Genomic DNA, 19572 nt, shown 5'->3' with positions numbered 1-19572 from the left:
AAGCATTGCGTTATGATTAGTATATATATTGTGGAGATTAATTGTGCTACTGCAAAAAGAAACCAACCCCGCACTCAACACTGTGACCGCTTATGGTGATGATTATATTGAAATCAATAAAACACGTCATACGCATTCAGTCTATTTTAAGCCCGAAGGCGAAATTCACGCCTTGGAAATACAAAACCCCATCGATTTTACTACAGAGACCCTACAAAAGCTCACGGGTGTGCGCGCTGCAGCAAAAGACCCCATGGCTTTTTTAAATGGTCAAAGCCATTCTTTAGAAAATCCAGAGCAAATAGAGGTAGTATTAATAGGTACCGGTGCCAAACAAATCTTCCTACCTATGGCCGTAATTAGCGATCTACTTAGTTTGGGCATTGGCGTAGAGGTAATGGATAGCCAAGCTGCAGCGCGCACTTACAATATACTAATGTCCGAAGGCCGCCGTGTGGTGGCAGCTCTATTACTGTAACCTCTTAACTAGATAGGAAACACATGTCCACCGTTGCTATTGATCAAGCTCTACCCGCTTTTACTGCGTTAAGCACTCAGGGAGAAATTTCCACCAAGTCTTTAGCAGGAAAGCCCTATGTGCTTTATTTTTATCCTCGTGACAACACACCCGGTTGCACTACCCAAGCACAAAACTTCAGAGACGTAATCGCTGAATTTGAAACTCTTGGTGTACGTATTATTGGTGTCTCCAGAGACACCATGAGTTCACATGAACGTTTTACTGAGAAACAGGCTTTGCCCTTTGCGTTAATTTCTGACCCAGATGAAAGCCTCTGTGAGCTATTTGGTGTAATGAAACTAAAAAACATGTATGGCAAACAAGTGCGCGGTATTGAGCGCAGTAGCTTTCTTGTGAATGCTGATGGTGTATTAGTACAAGAATGGCGCGGCCTGCGCGTACCTGGTCATGTGGATCAAGTACTTGAAGCCGCACGCGCCCTTTAATTTTTTGCGGAGCAATTTACATGCCCTTACCCACGCAGCCCTCTAGAATGGGCACGCTTTTAAGCGCTGATGAAATCAAAAATGCGCCTAAAGCCACCCCCCCCTCAAAGGTTGTTACCCCTACTTCTAATGAGGTAACAAGCCACGCTGCCCCCCCTAAAAAAGTCGTAGCAAAACAAGCAACAAAAAAGGCAACAACAGAAAAAAAATCAGCTCAAGCACCCCAATCCACTAAAAAAACAACAAAAACCACGGAATCACAACCCGTTAAACAAAAAAACACGACTCAAGAGTCACTCAAACTTTTTGTGCTAGACACCAACGTGCTCTTACATGACTCAAACAGCATTTTTAAGTTTGAAGAGCACGATGTGTTTATCCCTATGATGGTATTGGAAGAGCTAGACCATCAGAAAAAAGGCTTATCTGAAGTGGCGCGCAATGCACGTCAAATTAGCCGTCATTTAGAAGCTCTTGTGGGCGAACAAGATATCACTCATCCTATTGCCTTAAATGGTGCCGGACATACGGAGGCACGCGGTAAGCTGCACTTTCAAACTACCGCCTTAGATGCCAAGCTACCTATTGACTTACCTCTAGGCATTGCCGATAACGCTATTTTGCATGTGGTACATGCTTTACAAGCTCAGCATGGCAAAGAAAAAGTGGTGATGGTGTCTAAAGACATCAATATGCGCCTTAAAGCCCGCGCCCTCGGTATACATACTGAAGACTACCGTCATGATCATGTATTGAGTGACTCAGACCTTCTGTATGAAGGGGCTCGTGAGTTACCGCATGATTTCTGGCAAACTTACACCAAAAAAACCGATTCTTGGCAAGAGGGCGGCAGCACTTTTTATAAAATCCAAGGTCCGCTTTGTACAGAATTAAGTGTAAATGAGTTTGTTTATACAAATGAAGAGCCCGCGTTAAGTGCTCAAGTTAAGCAAGTCTCTAAAAATACGGCTGTAATTACTGTTATCCGTGATTACGGTCACAAGAAAAATAACGTCTGGGGCATCACTGCACGTAATCAGGAGCAAAATTTCGCTCTTAATTTACTGATGAATCCAGACTGTGATTTTGTATCTTTACTAGGTCAAGCCGGTACCGGTAAAACCTTACTGGCCTTAGCCAGCGCTTTGACTCAAACCTTAGAAACCCAGCTTTATAATGAAATTATCATCACTCGCGCTACCGTACCTGTAGGAGATGAAATCGGCTTTTTACCTGGTACAGAAGAGGAGAAAATGGCACCTTGGATGGGCGCCTTAGAAGATAACCTCGAAGTATTGCATTTAGGAAGTAATAAAAAATCTGCTCTGACTCAAGATCCAAACCGTAGTGCAACCATGGAAACCATACGTTCACATATTAAAGTGAAATCGATGAGTTTCATGCGTGGACGTACCTTTCAAAATAAATTTGTGATTATTGACGAAGCGCAAAACCTAACTCCAAAGCAAATGAAAACCTTAGTCACTCGGGCTGGTCCGGGCACTAAAATAGTTTGTATGGGTAATATTTCGCAGATTGATACGCCTTATTTAACGGAAGGCAGCTCAGGTCTAACATATGTGGTGGATCGCTTTAAAGGCTGGCCTCACGCTGGTCATATCACCTTACAGCGCGGCGAACGTTCACGTTTAGCCGATTACGCTAATGAGGCGCTATGATGCGAGTAAAACCTATAGGCATAACCATGGGCGATGCGGCTGGCATTGGCCCAGAAATTATTCTTAAGTTGTTTGCCGCCGAATTGCCACACCCTGCGGTGGTCTATGGAGACGTAGGCGTGTTGCAGCGCAGCGCAAAAGAGCTGGGGGTAGACCTACCTATAGTAGCCATTGATCAGCCAGCTAACTGGCCTGAAAATGGCATAGGTGTGCTAAATCGTTGGCAAGCCCTCCCCACTGATCTGCTCTATGGTAAAATTAATGCTAATGCAGGACGTGGCGCTTATGAATATTTATGCCACGCGATTGATGATGCACTAGCACAAAAAATTCGTGCTATTACCACGGCTCCTTTGCATAAAGATGCCATGTTAGTGGGGGGCATCGATGCCCCGGGGCACACGGAGATCCTAGCCGAGCGCACCGGTACCACCGATTTTGCCATGATGCTCAGCAACCCTGAGCTGCGCGTTATTCTCGTCACTATTCATGTGCCCATTACGGCTGTGAGCTCTCTGCTCACCATAGATAAAGAGTTACGTACGATTCGTTTAGCGCATCAAGCGTGTTTACATGCTGGCATTACTACACCTCGGGTAGCCGTGGCAGGCTTAAACCCTCATGCAGGAGAAAATGGCCGTTTTGGCAATGAAGAAGCGTTGTTTATAGAGCCCGCCATTACTGCAGCGCAGCAAGAGGGGATTAATGCTAGCGGCCCATGGCCTGGAGACACAGTTTTTATGCGCGCTCGCAAGGGGGAATTTGATATTGTAGTGGCGCAATACCATGATCAAGGGCTTATACCGGTTAAATATTTAGGCGTAGAACAAGGCGTAAATACAACGGTGGGTTTACCCTTTATTCGCACTAGCGTAGATCATGGCACGGCTTTTGATATTGCAGGTAAAGGCATAGCAGACCACACCTCTCTACGTGTGGCCTTTGATACGGCTTTGGAAATGACGCAAGACGTGAACAATTAAGCACCACCTAACAAATGATGTTTAGCGGAAAGCTGTTGTGGCGGTGTAGCGCGGTCATTACGCTCTCTGGGTTGCATTTCAATGGCATCACCCAAATCAAAAATGCGCATCACGTCTACTAAGCGAAAAGCTTGATCGTTTAGGGTGGCAGAAGCTACAGCAGACTGCTGCACTAATGCGGAGTTTTGCTGTGTTACTTCCTCTAGCTGACCAATGGCTTGGTTCACCTGCTCTACACCCATGCTTTGCTCTAAGGTAGCCGCGCTAATTTCATCAATAAGGGTTGCCACTTGGTTGACTTGCTCCACCATAGATTGAATAGTGGAACCCGCTAACCGCACCTTCTCATTGCCTTCTGACACTTTGCTCACACTATCTTCAATCAAGCTTTTAATGTCTTGTGCGGCCGAGGCACTGCGCTGAGCCAACGTGCGTACTTCACTGGCCACCACGGCAAAACCACGGCCCGCCTCACCTGCGCGCGCTGACTCTACTGCGGCATTGAGTGCCAAAATATTTGTTTGGAAGGCAATGCTATCTATCACATTAATGATATTTACAATTTGTTCAGAGGCATTTTTCATATCTTCCATGCTAGCTTCCACATCTTTGGCCGCATTTTGACCCGCTACGGCTGAGCTGCGAACCACTGCCGCCAGCTGCGTGGCTTCTTTAGCCGAATCCGCATTACTGCGTAGGGTGCTAGTGATTTCTTCCATGGCTGATGCCGTTTCCGTGACGTTTGCGGCTTGCTCTTCAGTACGCTGCGACAAATCCATATTACCGGCAGAAATTTGTGAACTACCCGTTGCAATACTATCGCTACTATTACGTACTTCTAGTACCGTTTGGCGTAAGGCATTTTGCATGTCATTCATAGAGTGCATGATACTGCCTGGTTCAGCCCTAGAAAGATCAATATAAGTATGTAAGCTTCCATGAGCGATTGCATCCGCAACCCTAGAAACCTCGGCTGGTTCACCGCCAAGCTGACGAATTAGACCGCGCGTTAAAAACCAACCTAACAAAATGGCTAATAAAGTCCCTCCGGTCACCATAACGATTAATCCATTGCGGGTATCGATAAAATTAGTAGCAATTTCTTAGTTGTAATTTTGTGCAAAATCGACTTTAAGCTGAATAGCTTGTGCTATTTCCTTATCCAGCTCAGTGGCTAAAGGCACCGCTGTGGTACGAATTTGCATCAACAAAGGCGTGGGTACAAAATAAGGCTGTTCATTGATGCGGGCAGTAATCGCATTTATGCTGCGCTTATAGTCTTGTGCTATACGTCTAACATTATCAAGATAGGTCCTACCTTGGTCTGTATTAAAGTTTCATACCTATACATATTATCAGCATTTTTATTAGCTTGACTTAAAGCATTACACTCCTACACCGCCTACTAAGGCTCCCAACACAGCTACAAGCAAAAATCCAGCAATTAACTTGGTTCCCACACGCATATTAATAAAAAATTGCATACCTACCTCTAAGAGCAATTATGAAATAGTAACAAGTCAAAGAAACCGACTGTTACACAAAAGTAGGTATCTTAACAAATATTAAGTTGCAGTGTTTTTTTTATCTAAAACTATAAAAATTAAACCGGACTGTAGTTCAAGAATCGTGTACTGGAACCTTGGAACGCCACACGCACCGTTCCTATAGGCCCGTTACGTTGCTTACCAATAATGAATTCCGCAGTACCTTTATCAGGGGAATCGGGGTTATAGACTTCATCGCGGTAAATAAAAAGAATTAAGTCCGCATCTTGCTCAATAGCGCCCGACTCACGCAGATCAGACATAATAGGACGCTTATTTGGGCGCTGCTCTAGGCTGCGATTTAATTGTGACAGCGCCACTAAGGGGCAGTTCAACTCACGCGCTAAACCTTTGAGGGCACGGCTAATTTCAGAAATTTCCGTGGCACGGTTTTCAGACCCCGAACTGCCTGACATCAGTTGTAAATAATCAATAATAATTAAACCCAGCTGCCCGCACTGTCTTGATAAACGACGCGCGCGCGCACGCACCTCCATAGCAGTAAGGCCAGGGCTTTCATCAATATAAATCTGCGCTTCTTGTACCTTTTGTACCGCGTGCGTGAGACGCGGCCAATCTTCATCGGTTAATTTGCCCGTACGCATGCGATGTTGATCTAGCATGCCTACTGAACCCACCATACGCATGGCTAACTGTACGGCCCCCATTTCCATGGAAAACACTGCCACCGGTAAGCCTTGCTCAATGGCCACATGCTCACCGATGTTCATTGCCAAAGAGGTTTTCCCCATAGAAGGGCGCCCTGCGACAATGATCAAATCACCTGGCTGAAAACCCGACGTCATGCGGTCTAAATCCACAAAACCCGTAGGCACCCCGGTAACCTCGGAATCCCCTTCACGATGATAAAGCTCATCAATACGCTCTACCACTTGCGCCAACAAAGGCTGTACTTCTTGAAAGCCTTGATTACCTCGCGCGCCCTCTTGGGCAATTTTAAATACGCTGGCTTCTGCCTCATCTAAAATCTGTCTGGCTTCTTTACCTTGAGGGTTAAATGCCGCGGATGTGATGTCATCAGCTACCGTCACCAACTTACGCAACATAGAACGCTCGCGTACTATTTCAGCATAACGTTGGATATTAGCGGCAGAGGGCGTGTTGTGTGCCAAGGCGTTTAAATACGCTAAACCACCTGCATCTTCGGCTTTACCAGCAGTGGTTAAAGACTCATAGACCGTAACCACATCAGCTGGACGTGCTAATCCTATAAGACGAGTAATATGCTGCCAAATAATGCGATGATCAAAACGATAAAAGTCATCATCTTTAATGATGTCAGCAATGCGGTCCCAAGCGCTGTTATCTAATAGCAAGCCGCCTAACACCGACTGCTCCGCCTCTGTTGAATGCGGTGGCACACGCAAATAATCTAATCCTTTATCCGCAGTCACACTGTTTTCCACATTAACACCTCAAGATAAGAATAAAAAAAGCCGGCATGCACCGGCTTTTTTGTTTGGTACAAATTAAACTGTACCATGCTTAATTAACTCATTTCGTAATGCTTTAATTAAACGAGTTCACCTATTACGGCTACAGTGATTTCTGCAGTTACATCAGGATGTAAATTAATTTCTACAGGAAACTCACCTACTGCTTTAAATGGACCTTCAGGTAAACGTACCTGTGATTTCACTACATCAGCAAAGCCTTTTTCAACTAACGCTGCTGCAATATCCATAGTGGTAACCGAACCAAATAAGCGACCATCAACGCCAGCTTTTTGGCCGATTTCAACACGCAGATCTGCCATTTTAGCAGCTACTGCTTCAGCTGCAGCTAAGCGTTCGGCTTGAGCTTTTTCTAACTCAGCACGGCGTGTTTCAAATTCAGCAATTGCCGCAGGTGTTGCACGGCGAGCCATTTTATTGGGGATTAAAAAGTTACGCGCATAACCATTACGCACATTAACCACATCACCCAAATCACCTAGGTTACCAATTTTTTCGAGCAAAATAACTTGCATGATTACTCCCCAGATTATTTGTGATTATCAGTGTAAGGCAACAAAGCCAAGAAACGTGCACGCTTGATAGCGGTGTCAAGTTGGCGCTGATAATTAGCCTTAGTACCTGTTAAACGAGCAGGAATAATCTTGCCGTTTTCTTGGATGAAATCGCGTAAAGTATCTAGATCTTTATAATCAATTTCTTTAGTGCCGGCCACGGTAAAGCGACAGAATTTACGGCGCTTAAATAGGGGGTTTTGTTGACCAAAACGACGGCGACGTTCTTTGCCTCTGCGAGCGAAAGCCATAATTAACCTCTTTATATTCAGTAAAACGGATACCCGTTTGTATAGTTACATTTACACAAGCGCTGCGGGTGAAGTAGACACGTTATAGTTTTTAAATGTTTGTATATGCAAAACTAAACGGCTGGAAGATTTACGTAAGGGAGCAATGAAGCCTTCTATCTCTAGTGCATCGCCTATAGCAGCAGCACTAAGAGCATAAGCGGTATCACCCATTGCAACGGCATTTATATCAAAGCTGAGCTGACGCTGTACTTCAGCCTGCTCAACCACAGACTGATGCTGTAGTTCTAGCTCTATAACAGGAATACCTGCTGGAGTATAGCGTATGGGTTGAGTGCTAAGCACTAGCCCTTGGATACGTAAATAGTTCACCGACCTTGTGCAATTAGTCTTCAGACTCGTTGTCTTCTTCTTCGACTTCTTCTTCTTCGACATTGCGCTCAGCACGTGGTGCCTCTGCAGCCGGCTTACGGCCTTCTTCGCGCTCTACAGACTTCATCATAACCGAAGCGCCTTCAGGGGCATCTTTAGTTTTAGCGATCAAGTAACGCAAGATAGCGTCATTGTAGCGGAAAGAATGCTCTAGCTCATCTAATGTAGCCTGACCAATTTCAATATTGAAGCAAACGTAATGGGCTTTAACGAGTTTTTGAATAGGGTAAGCTAACTGACGACGACCCCAGTCTTCTAGACGGTGAATTTGACCGCCATCATTTTTGATAATGGTTTCGTAACGCTCGATCATAGCGGGCACTTGCTCGCTTTGATCAGGGTGTACAATAAACACTACTTCGTAGTGACGCATGTATAACTCCTTGTGGATATCGCTCTTATGAGCCTGACAGCCCGACTAATAAATATAGTTCGAGCAAAGAATAAGCTTACTATTATAGCGTCATCTATGTTTTAAGCGCAAGAAAAATAACCCTTAGGCTAATTTTTACTAGCCTTCTACCACCGCATAAGCCGAATGATTGTGTATTGATTCGAAATTCTCGGCTTCAATTCTATAACCTTCTATACCATCCATGGCTTGCACTGCCACCGCTACATCACGCACTAAGTCTTCCACAAACTTTGGATTTTCATAGGCCTGTTCAGTCACGTATTTTTCATCGGTGCGCTTTAATAAACCCCAAAGCTCGCAAGATGCCTGGGCTTCAATAGTCTGAATCAAGGTATTAATATCCAAAGCTTCAGGATGCCCCACCACGGATACAGTGATGTGAGAGCGCTGATTATGAGCCCCATATTTAGAGATGGCTTTAGAACAAGGGCACAAGCTTGTAACCGGTACCAACACGGTCAATTCAAATTGCACATCCACATCGTCTGTTGTGGTTTTAACGGCATTTGCTGCCCAGCTTACCTGATAATCCAACAAACTACTGACTTCGGATACAGGAGCGACTTTATTTATAAAGTAAGGAAAGGAAGCGGTGACATCCCCTTCAGTCGCATCGAGTAAGCTCAACATTTCAGCCGTCATCTGACAAAACCCACTCATGGCCATAGGCGTAGTGCGATATTTTTCTAAAAGCTCTAAAAAGCGCGACATATGCGTGCCTTTCTCTTCAGGCGGCAAGGCCACGGTGAGCTCCCATTCAGCCACGGTGGGCATCGCTTCGGTGCCATTATCTACTAGTAGTGGATAGCTAACATCACGCACCCCTACTTTTTGTATAGGGATCTGACGAGTGTCTACAGCACTTTGCACATCAGGCATGGCTTCTACAGGTGTAGCGGTCAAGGTGGACATAATAAATTTAATAAAGACAATAAGTTCAATAGGTTGAATAGTTTTAATGGCTAATTATTTATAACCATTATGGAATACTTCAAGCTCAAAGCACAAAATGCCCTTAAATAATAAGGGCATTTAGGGATCGAACGGTGTTAAGAAGCTAGTAACGCGGCAAAACGCTGTTGAATTTTTTTTGTAATCCCCGCGCTATCTAAGCCCAACATAGCATGCAGCTGTTTTTGCTCACCATGATCAATATATTCATCAGGATAACCCAATAATAAACTAGGGGTTGTATGACCTTCATAGCTTAAATGCTCAAGTACTGCACTGCCTGCCCCACCCATCACACAGCCATCTTCTAGCGTAACAATCGCCTCGTGAGTCGCACACATCTCATCAATCAATTCAACATCTATAGGTTTTACAAAACGCATATCTACTAGCGTAAAGTTTAAGGACTCAGCTACTGATAGCGCATTTTGCAATAAGGTACCGAAGGCTAAGATAGCCACTTTTTCACCTTGCCTACGCACAACGCCTTTACCTACAGGTACGGTTTGTAAATCAGAGGTGATGGCCGCGCCACACCCTGCTCCTCGTGGATAGCGTACAGAAGAAGGACCCACATGCTGATAACAAGTATTTAATAATAAACGGGTTTCGTTTTCATCTGAGGGTGTGCTAATAACCATCTTAGGCACACAGCGCAAAAAAGCAATATCATAATTACCAGCATGGGTGGCACCATCGGCACCAACTAAGCCCGCTCTATCTAAAGCGAAGGTAACATCTAAATCTTGTAAGGCTACATCATGAATGAGCTGGTCATAAGCACGCTGTAAAAAAGTTGAGTAAATAGCCACTACCGGCTTTAAACCTTCAGTAGCTAAGCCTGCGGCAAAAGTGACTGCATGCTGCTCGGCAATGCCCACATCAAAGTAACGCTTAGGAAACTGCTTTTCAAAAGCCACCATGCCACTGCCTTCGCGCATAGCGGGTGTGATCCCAATCAGTTTTTCATCAGCAGCCGCCTGATCACAGAGCCACTTACCAAATACCTGTGTAAACGTGGTAGCACTGGGTGCAGTAGATGGCTGAATACCAATGCTGGGATCAAATTTGCCCGGACCATGATAGAGCACGGGATCAGCCTCAGCCCGAGGATACCCTTTCCCCTTGCGAGTCACCACATGCAAAAACTGTAGTCCGCCCAGCTCACGAAGATTTTCCATAGTAGGAATTAACGCGTCTAAGTTGTGACCATCAATGGGCCCCACATAATTAAAACCAAACTCTTCAAACAAGGTGGCAGAAGAAAACACCCCTTTAGCATGGCCTTCAAAACGACGAGCCAACTCAAGCATAGGCGGCACATGCTGCAACACCGACTTGCCTACATTTTTGGCCTTAGCGTAAAACTGGCCAGACAATAAACGTGCAAAATACCCATTTAGCGCCCCCACTGGCGGCGAGATAGACATGTCATTGTCATTTAAAACCACGAGCATATTTACGTCTGGAGTAACACCGGCATTATTCAAGGCTTCAAACACCATACCGGCTGTCATGGCACCATCACCAATCACCGCGATGTGCTGCCTGTGAATACCTTGATTGCGCGAAGCCACCGCCATACCTAAAATAGCAGAAACCGAGGTGGATGAATGCGCCGTACCGAAGTCATCGTAATCCGATTCAGCTCGTTTAGGAAAACCTGAAATACCGCCATACTGGCGCAGACCCGCCATTTGCTCGCGACGTCCAGTTAATACTTTATGAGGATACGCCTGGTGCCCTACGTCCCATACAATACGATCGTGGGGCGTGTTAAATACATAATGCAAAGCAACGGTGAGCTCTATGGTGCCCAAGTTAGAGGATAAATGCCCTCCTGTGGCTGCCACAGATTGCAATATGTATTCACGCAACTGAGAAACGACCAGATCTAGGTCTGCGCGTTTAAGCTCACGAAGATCATGGGGAGATTGAATATGCTGCAAAGATACATTAGCCATATGAGTCGTGTTTAATCGAATAAGACCTATTGTAGACGCATTTCTAGTAAGTGCGACTTGTATTAATGATTTCTATCAACAATAAAATCAGCCAGTTTGGCTAGTGATTGCGCACCCGTACCTAAAGGCAATAAGGCTTGGTGGGCCTGTGCTTTAAGGTCAGCGAGTAATTGCTGCGAAGCCTCTAGGCCTAAAATAGAAACATACGTGGGTTTATTGTCTGCGGCGTCTTTACCCGCTGTTTTACCTAAAGTGATGGTGTCTGCTGTCACATCCAACACATCATCAACCACCTGAAAAGCAAGACCTATGGCTTTTGCATAATCTAATAAATGCTGACGATTAGCGGAACTGGCGCCTGCCACAATGCCACCTAACAGCACTGAAACTTCCAACATAGCACCGGTTTTAAGGCTATGCATTTGACGCAGCTCATCGGCTGAAAGTACTTTATCTACATTGGCACAGTCTAGGGCCTGCCCCCCTACCATACCTTGACTACCCGCTGCTTTCGCTAATACCGTCAACGCTTGCACCACTAATGCGGGAGCGATGGGCATAGCAGCTAAAAGCTCAAAAGCTAAGGGTTGTAAAGCATCACCCACAAGCATAGCAGTGGCTTCATCATAGGCCACATGCACCGTAGGACGCCCTCTACGCAGCTCATCATCATCCATGCAAGGTAAATCATCATGCACTAAAGAATAAGCATGTATAAGCTCTACGGCTGCTGCCGCATGATCTAAGGCTTTTACTTGTGCGCTGCTTAAGCCACTTTGCTGCGCTGCGGCTTCACCTGCCGCATAAACCAAAGCGGCTCTTACGCGCTTACCTCCACCTAAAACAGCGTAACGCATGGCCTCATGCAAAGCAGTGGGCACCGTATCAACTGGCATTTGCGTATCAATAAACGTTTCAACTCGCTTAATATGTTGTTTGAGCCATTGTTGATTCTTTGTTTCATCTGTCATGTTTATTTAATCCTGATCGGTATCTATCTCTGCAAGGGGGCGCATTAACTCACCTTGTAATACCATTACCTGTTGCTCTACCTGGTCTAAGCGCTGTTGGCACACCTGAGCTAATTTCACGCCCTTTTGGTACGCCTCCAACGACTGCTCTAAGGGCAAGTCCCCTCTTTCCATACGCTCTACTATCTGTTCGAGATCAGCCAAAGCCTCTTCAAAATCCGATGGCAGATCTGCGTGTTTTTGGTTGTCTTGCATATATTGCCCTCTATAAATCCACTATCTACGCTTAATAGCGCATTTTAGCCAAGATTATCAAAAGTTGCTGCTTCAATCCGCTGCACGTGGACGAGCGGGATCTGCAATCCACTCACTCCATGAGCCAGGGTAAATACGTGAGCCACTTAAACCTGCTAACTCCATGGCAAACATATTGTGGCAAGCCGTCATACCTGAACCACAATAATGCACCACATTTTCAGGATCTACATCTCCTAATAGCTGTGTAAAATCAGCATTTAATTGTGCTGCGGGTTTGAAACGGCCATCTGCTTGTAAGTTTTGTGGTGTGGGTCTATTGACGGCACTGGGTATACGACCGGCAATAGGATCTATGGGTTCTTTTTCTCCCCTGTAGCGCTCAGCGGAACGCGCATCTACTAAGGTATAACGCGTTGACTGCCCTTCTTTTAGCTGAGCTAAAATCTCATCCGCATTCACCGTTGCTAACCGAGGCGTTACCTCCTCTACTACCGCATGACTCGTAGGCACTGGCGGTAAAGATAAATGATTATCGGTGACGCCATTGGCTTCCAACCAAGCCTGCCAGCCACCATCTAAGAGCATCACGTGTTCAAAACCCGCCCAACGTAATAGCCACCAAGTGCGGGCAGCCAAATGACCTTGACTGGCATCATACACGACTATACGACTCTCTTTATGGAGACCGTATTGCAGCATGAGCTGCTTAAACTGTGCGAGATCGGGTAAAGGATGACGGCCATTAAAGCCAGTCATAGGACTCACCAGTTCAGCCTCATTATCCAAAAAATAGGCTCCTGGGATGTGCGCTTTCATATATTGCTGTCGACCTAAACGATGGTCCATCAAATCATAGCGTACATCAAAAATCACCAGATCGGGCTGCTGCAACTGCTGTTGTAGCTCTTGTACACCTATTAATAATCGTTCTTCAGACATAGTATTACTCCTGTTTACTGCATGATGCGTTTAGGAGGCAGCCGTAGGTGCTTTACCTCGCATAATGCGATCTTCACTATAAGTACGCCACGCCGATATCAATCCTGAAATAATAATTAATGCCATTCCTAATAAAGCGGTGACATCTGGAACCTCTCCCCAGAAGCTAATACCTATAATAGCGGCAAAAATAATTGTGGCGTATTGTAAAACAGCCGTTAAAAGTGTTGAGCCCAAACCAAACGCCCGAGTGACGGCTAACTGCCCAAATAAACCGCTCAAACCAACCCCTGCTAGAGCCAAGTAGGCTTGCCATGATAAAGGGGGCCAACCTAAAACGCTTAATGCGGCAACGCCTGTTAAACATACTACGCTAGAGAAAATAAGCACAGTGCGCCACTCGGATTCACCTAAACGACCCAATTGACGAATTTGCATCATGGCAGCAGCACCAAAGGCACCTGACATCAATCCTAGTACTGCGTAAAACAAATGATCTTGCTGCAAGCTAGGACGTAGAATTGCTAATACCCCTAAAAACCCTAATAACACAGCAGTAATTCGTATAAGATCACGCTGAGCCCCACCAAAAAACAACATCCACCCCCCTATAAATAAAGGAGCGGTATAGTTTAAACTAATAGCGGTAGGCAAAGGCAATATAGATAAGGCGGTAAAGCCTAGCCACATGGAAGTGACGCCAAAGCCGTTGCGAAGCAGGTGCGCTTTCCAGCTTTTAGGTCTGAGGCGACGCCCGGTGGACATCGCCCATAAGGTCAACAATATAACCGACGGAATACCTCTAAAAAGAATAATCTGCGGTAAATTGGCCTCAAAATCAGTGGCTATTTTTACCGACGCTCCCATGAGCGCAAACATGGCACAAGCCACCAACATCCATAACGACTGCATGAAAAATTACCTTATAATCAAAGCAATCCATTATATTACGCGATAGGACTTATACATGAAGCGAATCTTTTTATTTTTAGCGACTAACTTTGCTGTTATGTTGGTGCTAAGTGTTGTGCTTAACTTACTCGGGGTAAACCGTTTCTTAGTGGGCTCCGGAATTAATGTTCCTCAATTACTGATTTTCTCCATGGTAATTGGCTTTGCAGGCTCGCTCATTTCACTTTTCATAAGTAAATGGATGGCTAAAAGAAGCACAGGGGCGTATGTGATAGACCCTCAAAACCCTCGTAATCAACAAGAAGCTTGGTTAGTTAGCACTGTACACCAACTGGCCGATAATGCCGGCATTGGTCATCCGGAGGTGGCTATTTATGAAGGGGAGCCCAATGCTTTTGCAACAGGTGCTTTTAAAAACGATGCCTTAGTGGCGGTATCCACCGGCTTATTAAACACCATGACCCAAGAAGAAGTCATGGCCGTATTAGGCCATGAAGTAGCTCACGTGGCTAATGGTGATATGGTCACACTTACCTTAATTCAAGGCGTAGTAAACACCTTCGTGGTGTTTTTCTCCCGTATTGTGGGTTATGTGGTGGATCGCGTCATTCTTAAAAACGAACGGGATGGCGTAGGCATGGGCTATTATGCGGCGGTGATTGTGAGCGAAATTGTGTTCGGTATCTTAGCGTCTATGATTGTGGCCTGGTTTTCTAGGTGGCGGGAGTACCGCGCCGATGCTGGCGCCGCAAAACTCTTAGGCTCTCCCACTCCTATGATTAACGCCTTAGCGCGTTTAGGCGGCGTAGAAACCAGTGACCTACCCAAATCATTTGAGGCTTCAGGCATTGCGGGCGGGCGCGCTTTAGGTGCATTATTTGCCTCGCACCCACCCATTGAAGACCGTATTCGCGCCTTGCAACAAGGCCGTTAAGCCGCTAGTAGGTAAGGCGCCACACCTAATGCGCCTGCCCCCAATTATCTCCCACCCCAACTTCAGCAATCAGTGGCACATCTAATTCTGCCACTGATGCCATAAGTTCTGGCAGCTTAGTCACTAACACATCCACCTCATCAGCCGGAGCATCAAACACCAGCTCATCATGCACTTGCATAATCATTAAGGTTTTCATCTGTTGCGCCTCAAGCCAATCTTGAATAAGCACCATGGCTTTCTTGATAAGATCTGCGGCTGTACCTTGCATAGGGGCATTAATGGCAGCACGCTCTGCTCGCGTCGCCATAGCACCTCTGCCTTTAATTTGAGGAAAGTACAATCTACGGCCATATACCGTTTCTACATAACCTTGCTCTTTAGCTTGCGTTTTAATGTTATCCATATAATGCGCTACACCAGGATAACGCACAAAATAACGATCTATGTAAGACTTGGCAGCGGCATTCGTAATGCCTAGATTTTTAGCTAGACCGTACTGACCCATACCATAAATGAGGCCGAAATTAATCGCCTTAGCTGAATTACGCTGTTCGGCTGTGACTTCAGCCGGCTCAATGTGAAAAATTTCTGCTGCCGTCGCACGGTGCACATCGCCCCCTTCAGCAAAAACTTTTTGTAAGTTTTTATCACCCGAGACATGCGCCATGATACGCAACTCAATCTGTGAATAATCCGCTGCTACAATCTTATCTTTAGAGGCAATAAAAGCATCACGCACCTGTCTTCCCTCAGGCGTACGAATCGGGATATTTTGTAAATTGGGATCCGAGGAAGATAAACGCCCTGTAATAACCGCAGCTTGAGCATAACGGGTATGCACGCGCCCCGTTTTACTATCTACCATTTTTGGCAACTTATCGGTATACGTAGATTTCAGTTTCGCAATGCCACGATATTCCAAAAGGAGCTTAGGCAGGGGATAATCTAAGGCCAATTCTTGTAATACGTCTTCGCTGGTAGATGGTGCCCCCCCTTTGGTTTTACGAACTGGTGGGATGCCCATTTTCTCAAATAACACTTCACCCACTTGTTTAGGAGAGTTCATGTTGAAAGGCTGCCCAGCTAATTCATAGGCTTGCTGCTCCAACGCCACCAAACGTAAACCTAAGGCTTGGCTTTGCTGTTGCAATAAACCACTATCAATAGCTACCCCATTGCGTTCTACTACGCCTAGCACTACGGACGTTTGCAATTCCAATTGATAAATACGCTCTAAGCCCTCTTGAGCTGCTATTTGTGGACGCAATACCTGGTGTAAACGCAAAGTCATATCGGCGTCTTCACAAGCATAATGTGAGGCTGTGGCCACATCCACCTCTTCAAAGCCTATTTGCTTGGCGCCTTTGCCACAAATCGCTTCATAGGTGGTGCCTTCTATCCCCAACCAACGCTCCATGACTTCCGCCATATTAACGCGCTGATGGGCCTCCAACACATAAGCTTGCAACATGGTGTCTTCAGCAACCCCTTTTAAGGCAATACCTTCATTCGCTAATACATGAGTGTCGTATTTGGCATTATGCAAAATTTTTGTGGCTTTAGTACTTTCAAACCAAGTCTTTAAGCTGGCTAAAGTTTCTGCCTTATCCAGTTGTGTGGTTTGATCCGGCCCTGTATGAGCCAAAGGAATATAACAAGCTTCACCCGCTTTTACTGACAAAGAAATCCCCACTAAACTCGCCTGTAATGGGTCTAAGGAAGTGGTTTCCGTATCTAAAGCCACGCGCTCTGCTGTTTCTATTCTCTTTAACCACTGCGCTAAATCTGCTTTGGTTGTGATAGTTTGGTAGTCAATCTGCTCCACTATTGCCGGCTCAGGAACAACCACCTCAACCTTAGACGTTGCCTTCACTTCCGCCTTTTTCTCTTTGCTTGCATCTGTATCTACATCTGTTTTTTTATCTAACTCAGCTAACCACGTTCTAAAGTTATATCTGCTGTAGTAGTCTCTTAACTTTTCTTTATCTTGGGGGATTGGTGTTAAGTCTGTGATGCCGGTAATATGCTCAGGCAACTTACAATCTAACTTAATGGTGACTAATTGGCGTGTTAACTCAAATTCGGGAATAAACTCACGCAGATTATTACCGGCGACGCCTTTAATTTGATCGGCATTAGCAATGATATTTTCTAAACTACCGTATTGGTTAAGCCACCTTTCTGCTGTTTTGGGACCCACTTTGGCTACACCTGGAATATTATCCGAACTATCACCCATCAGCATCAGGTAATCAATGATTTGATCAGGACGCACACCGTATTTTTCTATAACACCCGCCTCATCTTGACGCTCATCTTTCATTGTATCTATGAGCTCAGTGTGTTCATTAACAAGTTGGGCTAGATCCTTATCACCGGTAGAAATAATGGTATGTATACCTTGCTGGCTGGCCTGTAATGCAAGCGTTCCAATGATATCATCTGCCTCTACGCCGGGTTCACACAACAAGGGCCAACCCATTGCCTGTATAATTTCATACAGAGGTTCTAGTTGTTGAGCTAAATCTTCAGGCATAGATTCACGATTTGCTTTGTATTGCGTATACAATTCATCTCTGAAGGTTTTCCCCTTGGCATCAAACACACAAGCCATATAATCGGCGTCAACATCTTGCAATAATTTACGCAACATATTGATAACACCATACATAGCACCCGTGGGTTCACCTTTCGCATTCATTAAATTACTGCGAAACATCGCATAATAGGCGCGATATAAATAACTGGATCCATCAACTAGCAACAAGGTTTTTTTCATGTCTAATAATAAAATTGTACGTTTACCGGCTTCTGAACAAATTCCAACCATCAGCAAAGAGCTACAGACTGCTGTAGATACTCTACAGGAAATTGGCTGGGGCGTAAGTGTTTTTGGTAGTGCGCGTATTAAGCCAGATAATAAATACTATCACTTAGCCGAAGAGATTGGGCAACGCTTAGCACAAGCGAACTACCCGGTAATTGCAGGGGGCGGCCCCGGTATTATGGAAGCCGCTAATAAAGGCGCTTTTGAGGCCGGTGGCCGCAGTGTGGGCTTAAATATTGAGCTACCGCGTGAAACCACGAACAACAAATACCAGACGCACAGTTTACAGTTTGAATATTTCTATTCTAGAAAAGCCACCTTTTTTATGCATAGCGCGGCTTACATTTCCATGCCAGGTGGCTTTGGTACCTTAGACGAGTTTTTTGAAGCACTTACTTTGGTACAAACGCGTAAAAACCCACCTGCCCCTATTATTTTAGTGGGCTCTGAGTTTTGGACCGGTCTTATTGATTGGATTAAAGAGCAGTTAGTTAGTCATAAATTCATTTCTCCCAATGACATAAACTTAATTACTATCACTGATGATGTAGAAGAAGTGATGCAAATAATTAACGACTGTTTTAGCCCACTGGCCGTTGAGCAATCCAAAGCACCTGCCATTCCTAAAGAAACCACTTATACTGAGGATTGATTTCTAATGAAAAAACTCCTAATTAAATCAGCGGCCATAGCGCTATTTGCTAGTGCTAGCTTGCCTTTTGCTTTAGCGCAAACGGCTGCTTTTAAAGAAATCCGTATAGCCACTGAAGCGGGTTATGCGCCTTTTGAATATATTGCCCCCAGCGGTGAGCTTCAAGGCTTCAATATTGATATTGGCAATGAAATCTGTAATCGGCTTGAGGCCAAATGTGTGTGGGTAGATCAATCATTTGATAGTCTCATACCCGGCTTGCAGGCCCGCAAGTTTGACTTAGCTAACTCCACCATGACTGCTACGGATGCTCGCCGTAAAGTCATTGATTTCAGCACTCCTATGTATGTGGTGGCCTCACGGTTAGTGGCACCTAAAGATAAGAACCTAGAACCTACTGTAGAATCACTTAAAGGCTTACGTGTGGGCGTGCAACAGGGCACCACCATGGAAGCCTATGCACGCAAAGAGTGGGCACCTAAAGGCGTAACTATCATCACTTATCCAAGTTACACCAATGCGTTTACCGATTTAGCCTCTGGCCGCATTGATGCTTCATTCCAAGAAGCGCCTAATGCCGTAGATGGTTTTTTAAATAAGCCCGAAGGCAAAGACTTTCATCTCACAGGTGAAACAGTAAAAGACAGCGCCATTCTTAATGAGCCCATTGCCATTGGTATACGTAAAGGCAATAAAAAGCTAAAAGCTGCTGTAGATGAAGCCATTAAAGCGATGTTGGCCGATGGGACTATTGCCGCTTTTAGCGAGAAATATTTCGAGCCCAACACCATTGAGCTTCCTTCTGGCAATTAAGCCCGTATAATCATGCTTTGTTTATAAAACTCGTCACTAGAGCGTA

The 19572-nt window shown here is 45.2% G+C and carries 20 protein-coding genes; 7 read left to right on the top strand and 13 right to left on the bottom strand.

The annotated features are described in order from the left end of the window. Positions 1 to 43: 43 nt before the first annotated feature. The 4 genes from AC2UZJ_RS10915 to pdxA are packed head-to-tail and all read left to right on the top strand — an operon-like array spanning position 44 to position 3628. Complete coding sequence (locus tag AC2UZJ_RS10915) at positions 44 to 478, top strand: Mth938-like domain-containing protein (protein ID WP_486950186.1); 435 nt, start codon at positions 44 to 46, stop codon at positions 476 to 478. A 23-nt stretch (positions 479 to 501) separates the two neighbouring features. Further along, positions 502 to 966 (top strand): peroxiredoxin, encoded by a 465-nt coding sequence (locus AC2UZJ_RS10910; RefSeq protein ID WP_486950185.1) that lies wholly within the window; start codon positions 502 to 504, stop codon positions 964 to 966. Positions 967 to 986: 20 nt separating this feature from the next. Further along, on the top strand, positions 987 to 2645 hold the full coding sequence (locus AC2UZJ_RS10905; RefSeq protein ID WP_486950184.1) for a PhoH family protein: 1659 nt from the start codon (positions 987 to 989) through the stop codon (positions 2643 to 2645). Then, positions 2642 to 3628: a 4-hydroxythreonine-4-phosphate dehydrogenase PdxA gene (pdxA, locus tag AC2UZJ_RS10900; RefSeq protein WP_486950183.1), complete on the top strand. Its 987-nt coding sequence runs from the start codon at positions 2642 to 2644 to the stop codon at positions 3626 to 3628. Before AC2UZJ_RS10905 ends, pdxA begins: the two co-directional genes overlap by 4 nt. On the opposite strand, the gene AC2UZJ_RS10895 is transcribed toward pdxA, so the two are convergent. The 12 genes from AC2UZJ_RS10895 to AC2UZJ_RS10840 all read right to left on the bottom strand — a co-directional run bounded on the left by AC2UZJ_RS10895 (position 3625) and on the right by AC2UZJ_RS10840 (position 14297). Beyond that, the gene (locus AC2UZJ_RS10895; protein WP_486950182.1) at positions 3625 to 4686 is read right to left on the bottom strand and encodes a methyl-accepting chemotaxis protein; all 1062 of its coding nucleotides are present in this window, start codon (positions 4684 to 4686) and stop codon (positions 3625 to 3627) included. The two genes, pdxA and AC2UZJ_RS10895, sit on opposite strands and share 4 nt — an antisense overlap. A 545-nt stretch (positions 4687 to 5231) precedes the next feature. Then, on the bottom strand, positions 5232 to 6602 hold the full coding sequence (locus AC2UZJ_RS10890) for a replicative DNA helicase (RefSeq protein ID WP_486950181.1): 1371 nt from the start codon (positions 6600 to 6602) through the stop codon (positions 5232 to 5234). A 107-nt stretch (positions 6603 to 6709) separates the two neighbouring features. Further along, positions 6710 to 7165, bottom strand: coding sequence for a 50S ribosomal protein L9 (gene rplI, locus AC2UZJ_RS10885; RefSeq protein WP_486950180.1), 456 nt, complete (start codon positions 7163 to 7165; stop codon positions 6710 to 6712). Between the two features lie 14 nt (positions 7166 to 7179). Continuing rightward, positions 7180 to 7455, bottom strand: a complete 276-nt coding sequence (gene rpsR, locus AC2UZJ_RS10880; protein WP_486950179.1) for a 30S ribosomal protein S18 — start codon at positions 7453 to 7455, stop codon at positions 7180 to 7182. A 51-nt stretch (positions 7456 to 7506) separates the two neighbouring features. Beyond that, the gene (gene priB / locus AC2UZJ_RS10875) at positions 7507 to 7827 is read right to left on the bottom strand and encodes a primosomal replication protein N (RefSeq protein ID WP_486950178.1); all 321 of its coding nucleotides are present in this window, start codon (positions 7825 to 7827) and stop codon (positions 7507 to 7509) included. A gap of 13 nt (positions 7828 to 7840) precedes the next feature. Continuing rightward, entirely contained in the window at positions 7841 to 8260 is a 420-nt protein-coding gene (gene rpsF, locus AC2UZJ_RS10870; protein WP_486950177.1) for a 30S ribosomal protein S6, read from the bottom strand. Positions 8261 to 8398: 138 nt separating this feature from the next. Then, positions 8399 to 9214 carry a GTP cyclohydrolase FolE2 gene (folE2, locus tag AC2UZJ_RS10865; RefSeq protein WP_486950176.1) on the bottom strand — a complete coding sequence of 272 codons (816 nt, stop codon included), beginning with the start codon at positions 9212 to 9214 and terminating at the stop codon, positions 8399 to 8401. Between the two features lie 137 nt (positions 9215 to 9351). After that, positions 9352 to 11217, bottom strand: coding sequence for a 1-deoxy-D-xylulose-5-phosphate synthase (dxs, locus tag AC2UZJ_RS10860; protein WP_486950175.1), 1866 nt, complete (start codon positions 11215 to 11217; stop codon positions 9352 to 9354). A 62-nt stretch (positions 11218 to 11279) separates the two neighbouring features. Then, a complete protein-coding gene (locus tag AC2UZJ_RS10855; protein ID WP_486950174.1) occupies positions 11280 to 12188 on the bottom strand; it encodes a polyprenyl synthetase family protein in 909 nt (302 codons plus the stop codon). Positions 12189 to 12194: 6 nt separating this feature from the next. Then, positions 12195 to 12443: an exodeoxyribonuclease VII small subunit gene (locus AC2UZJ_RS10850; protein ID WP_486950173.1), complete on the bottom strand. Its 249-nt coding sequence runs from the start codon at positions 12441 to 12443 to the stop codon at positions 12195 to 12197. Positions 12444 to 12515: 72 nt separating this feature from the next. Further along, on the bottom strand, positions 12516 to 13385 hold the full coding sequence (locus AC2UZJ_RS10845; RefSeq protein WP_486950172.1) for a sulfurtransferase: 870 nt from the start codon (positions 13383 to 13385) through the stop codon (positions 12516 to 12518). Positions 13386 to 13415: 30 nt separating this feature from the next. Then, positions 13416 to 14297 (bottom strand): DMT family transporter, encoded by an 882-nt coding sequence (locus tag AC2UZJ_RS10840; protein WP_486950171.1) that lies wholly within the window; start codon positions 14295 to 14297, stop codon positions 13416 to 13418. A gap of 55 nt (positions 14298 to 14352) precedes the next feature. Between AC2UZJ_RS10840 and htpX the strand changes: the two genes are divergently transcribed. Beyond that, a complete protein-coding gene (gene htpX / locus AC2UZJ_RS10835) occupies positions 14353 to 15231 on the top strand; it encodes a protease HtpX (protein ID WP_486950170.1) in 879 nt (292 codons plus the stop codon). A 25-nt stretch (positions 15232 to 15256) separates the two neighbouring features. Here htpX and polA read toward each other — a convergent pair whose 3' ends face one another. Beyond that, on the bottom strand, positions 15257 to 18013 hold the full coding sequence (gene polA, locus AC2UZJ_RS10830) for a DNA polymerase I (protein WP_486950169.1): 2757 nt from the start codon (positions 18011 to 18013) through the stop codon (positions 15257 to 15259). Between polA and AC2UZJ_RS10825 the strand changes: the two genes are divergently transcribed. Together AC2UZJ_RS10825 and AC2UZJ_RS10820 are read left to right on the top strand one after the other, a co-directional pair. After that, complete coding sequence (locus AC2UZJ_RS10825; RefSeq protein WP_486950168.1) at positions 18012 to 18713, top strand: LOG family protein; 702 nt, start codon at positions 18012 to 18014, stop codon at positions 18711 to 18713. The genes polA and AC2UZJ_RS10825 overlap by 2 nt on opposite strands. Before the next feature lie 6 nt (positions 18714 to 18719). Continuing rightward, entirely contained in the window at positions 18720 to 19526 is an 807-nt protein-coding gene (locus AC2UZJ_RS10820; RefSeq protein ID WP_486950167.1) for a transporter substrate-binding domain-containing protein, read from the top strand. Positions 19527 to 19572 lie beyond the last annotated feature (46 nt).

This window comes from Paenalcaligenes sp. DL 309, assembly GCF_057475285.1.
Note: the sequence above shows the minus strand (reverse complement) of the source record. Positions and strands in the feature narration are given on the sequence as shown.

What these genes read in the sequence shown, in the direction of transcription:
- rpsF (WP_486950177.1), bottom strand. Translation starts at nt 8,260, where the DNA reads ATGCGTCACTACGAAGTAGTGTTTATTGTACACCCTGATCAAAGCGAG.
- folE2 (WP_486950176.1), bottom strand. Translation starts at nt 9,214, where the DNA reads ATGTCCACCTTGACCGCTACACCTGTAGAAGCCATGCCTGATGTGCAA.
- AC2UZJ_RS10820 (WP_486950167.1), top strand. Translation starts at nt 18,720, where the DNA reads ATGAAAAAACTCCTAATTAAATCAGCGGCCATAGCGCTATTTGCTAGT.
- polA (WP_486950169.1), bottom strand. Translation starts at nt 18,013, where the DNA reads ATGAAAAAAACCTTGTTGCTAGTTGATGGATCCAGTTATTTATATCGC.
- AC2UZJ_RS10825 (WP_486950168.1), top strand. Translation starts at nt 18,012, where the DNA reads ATGTCTAATAATAAAATTGTACGTTTACCGGCTTCTGAACAAATTCCA.
- dxs (WP_486950175.1), bottom strand. Translation starts at nt 11,217, where the DNA reads ATGGCTAATGTATCTTTGCAGCATATTCAATCTCCCCATGATCTTCGT.
- AC2UZJ_RS10905 (WP_486950184.1), top strand. Translation starts at nt 987, where the DNA reads ATGCCCTTACCCACGCAGCCCTCTAGAATGGGCACGCTTTTAAGCGCT.
- AC2UZJ_RS10855 (WP_486950174.1), bottom strand. Translation starts at nt 12,188, where the DNA reads ATGACAGATGAAACAAAGAATCAACAATGGCTCAAACAACATATTAAG.
- AC2UZJ_RS10895 (WP_486950182.1), bottom strand. Translation starts at nt 4,686, where the DNA reads ATGGTGACCGGAGGGACTTTATTAGCCATTTTGTTAGGTTGGTTTTTA.
- AC2UZJ_RS10850 (WP_486950173.1), bottom strand. Translation starts at nt 12,443, where the DNA reads ATGCAAGACAACCAAAAACACGCAGATCTGCCATCGGATTTTGAAGAG.
- AC2UZJ_RS10910 (WP_486950185.1), top strand. Translation starts at nt 502, where the DNA reads ATGTCCACCGTTGCTATTGATCAAGCTCTACCCGCTTTTACTGCGTTA.
- rpsR (WP_486950179.1), bottom strand. Translation starts at nt 7,455, where the DNA reads ATGGCTTTCGCTCGCAGAGGCAAAGAACGTCGCCGTCGTTTTGGTCAA.
- pdxA (WP_486950183.1), top strand. Translation starts at nt 2,642, where the DNA reads ATGATGCGAGTAAAACCTATAGGCATAACCATGGGCGATGCGGCTGGC.
- rplI (WP_486950180.1), bottom strand. Translation starts at nt 7,165, where the DNA reads ATGCAAGTTATTTTGCTCGAAAAAATTGGTAACCTAGGTGATTTGGGT.
- AC2UZJ_RS10840 (WP_486950171.1), bottom strand. Translation starts at nt 14,297, where the DNA reads ATGCAGTCGTTATGGATGTTGGTGGCTTGTGCCATGTTTGCGCTCATG.
- htpX (WP_486950170.1), top strand. Translation starts at nt 14,353, where the DNA reads ATGAAGCGAATCTTTTTATTTTTAGCGACTAACTTTGCTGTTATGTTG.
- AC2UZJ_RS10845 (WP_486950172.1), bottom strand. Translation starts at nt 13,385, where the DNA reads ATGTCTGAAGAACGATTATTAATAGGTGTACAAGAGCTACAACAGCAG.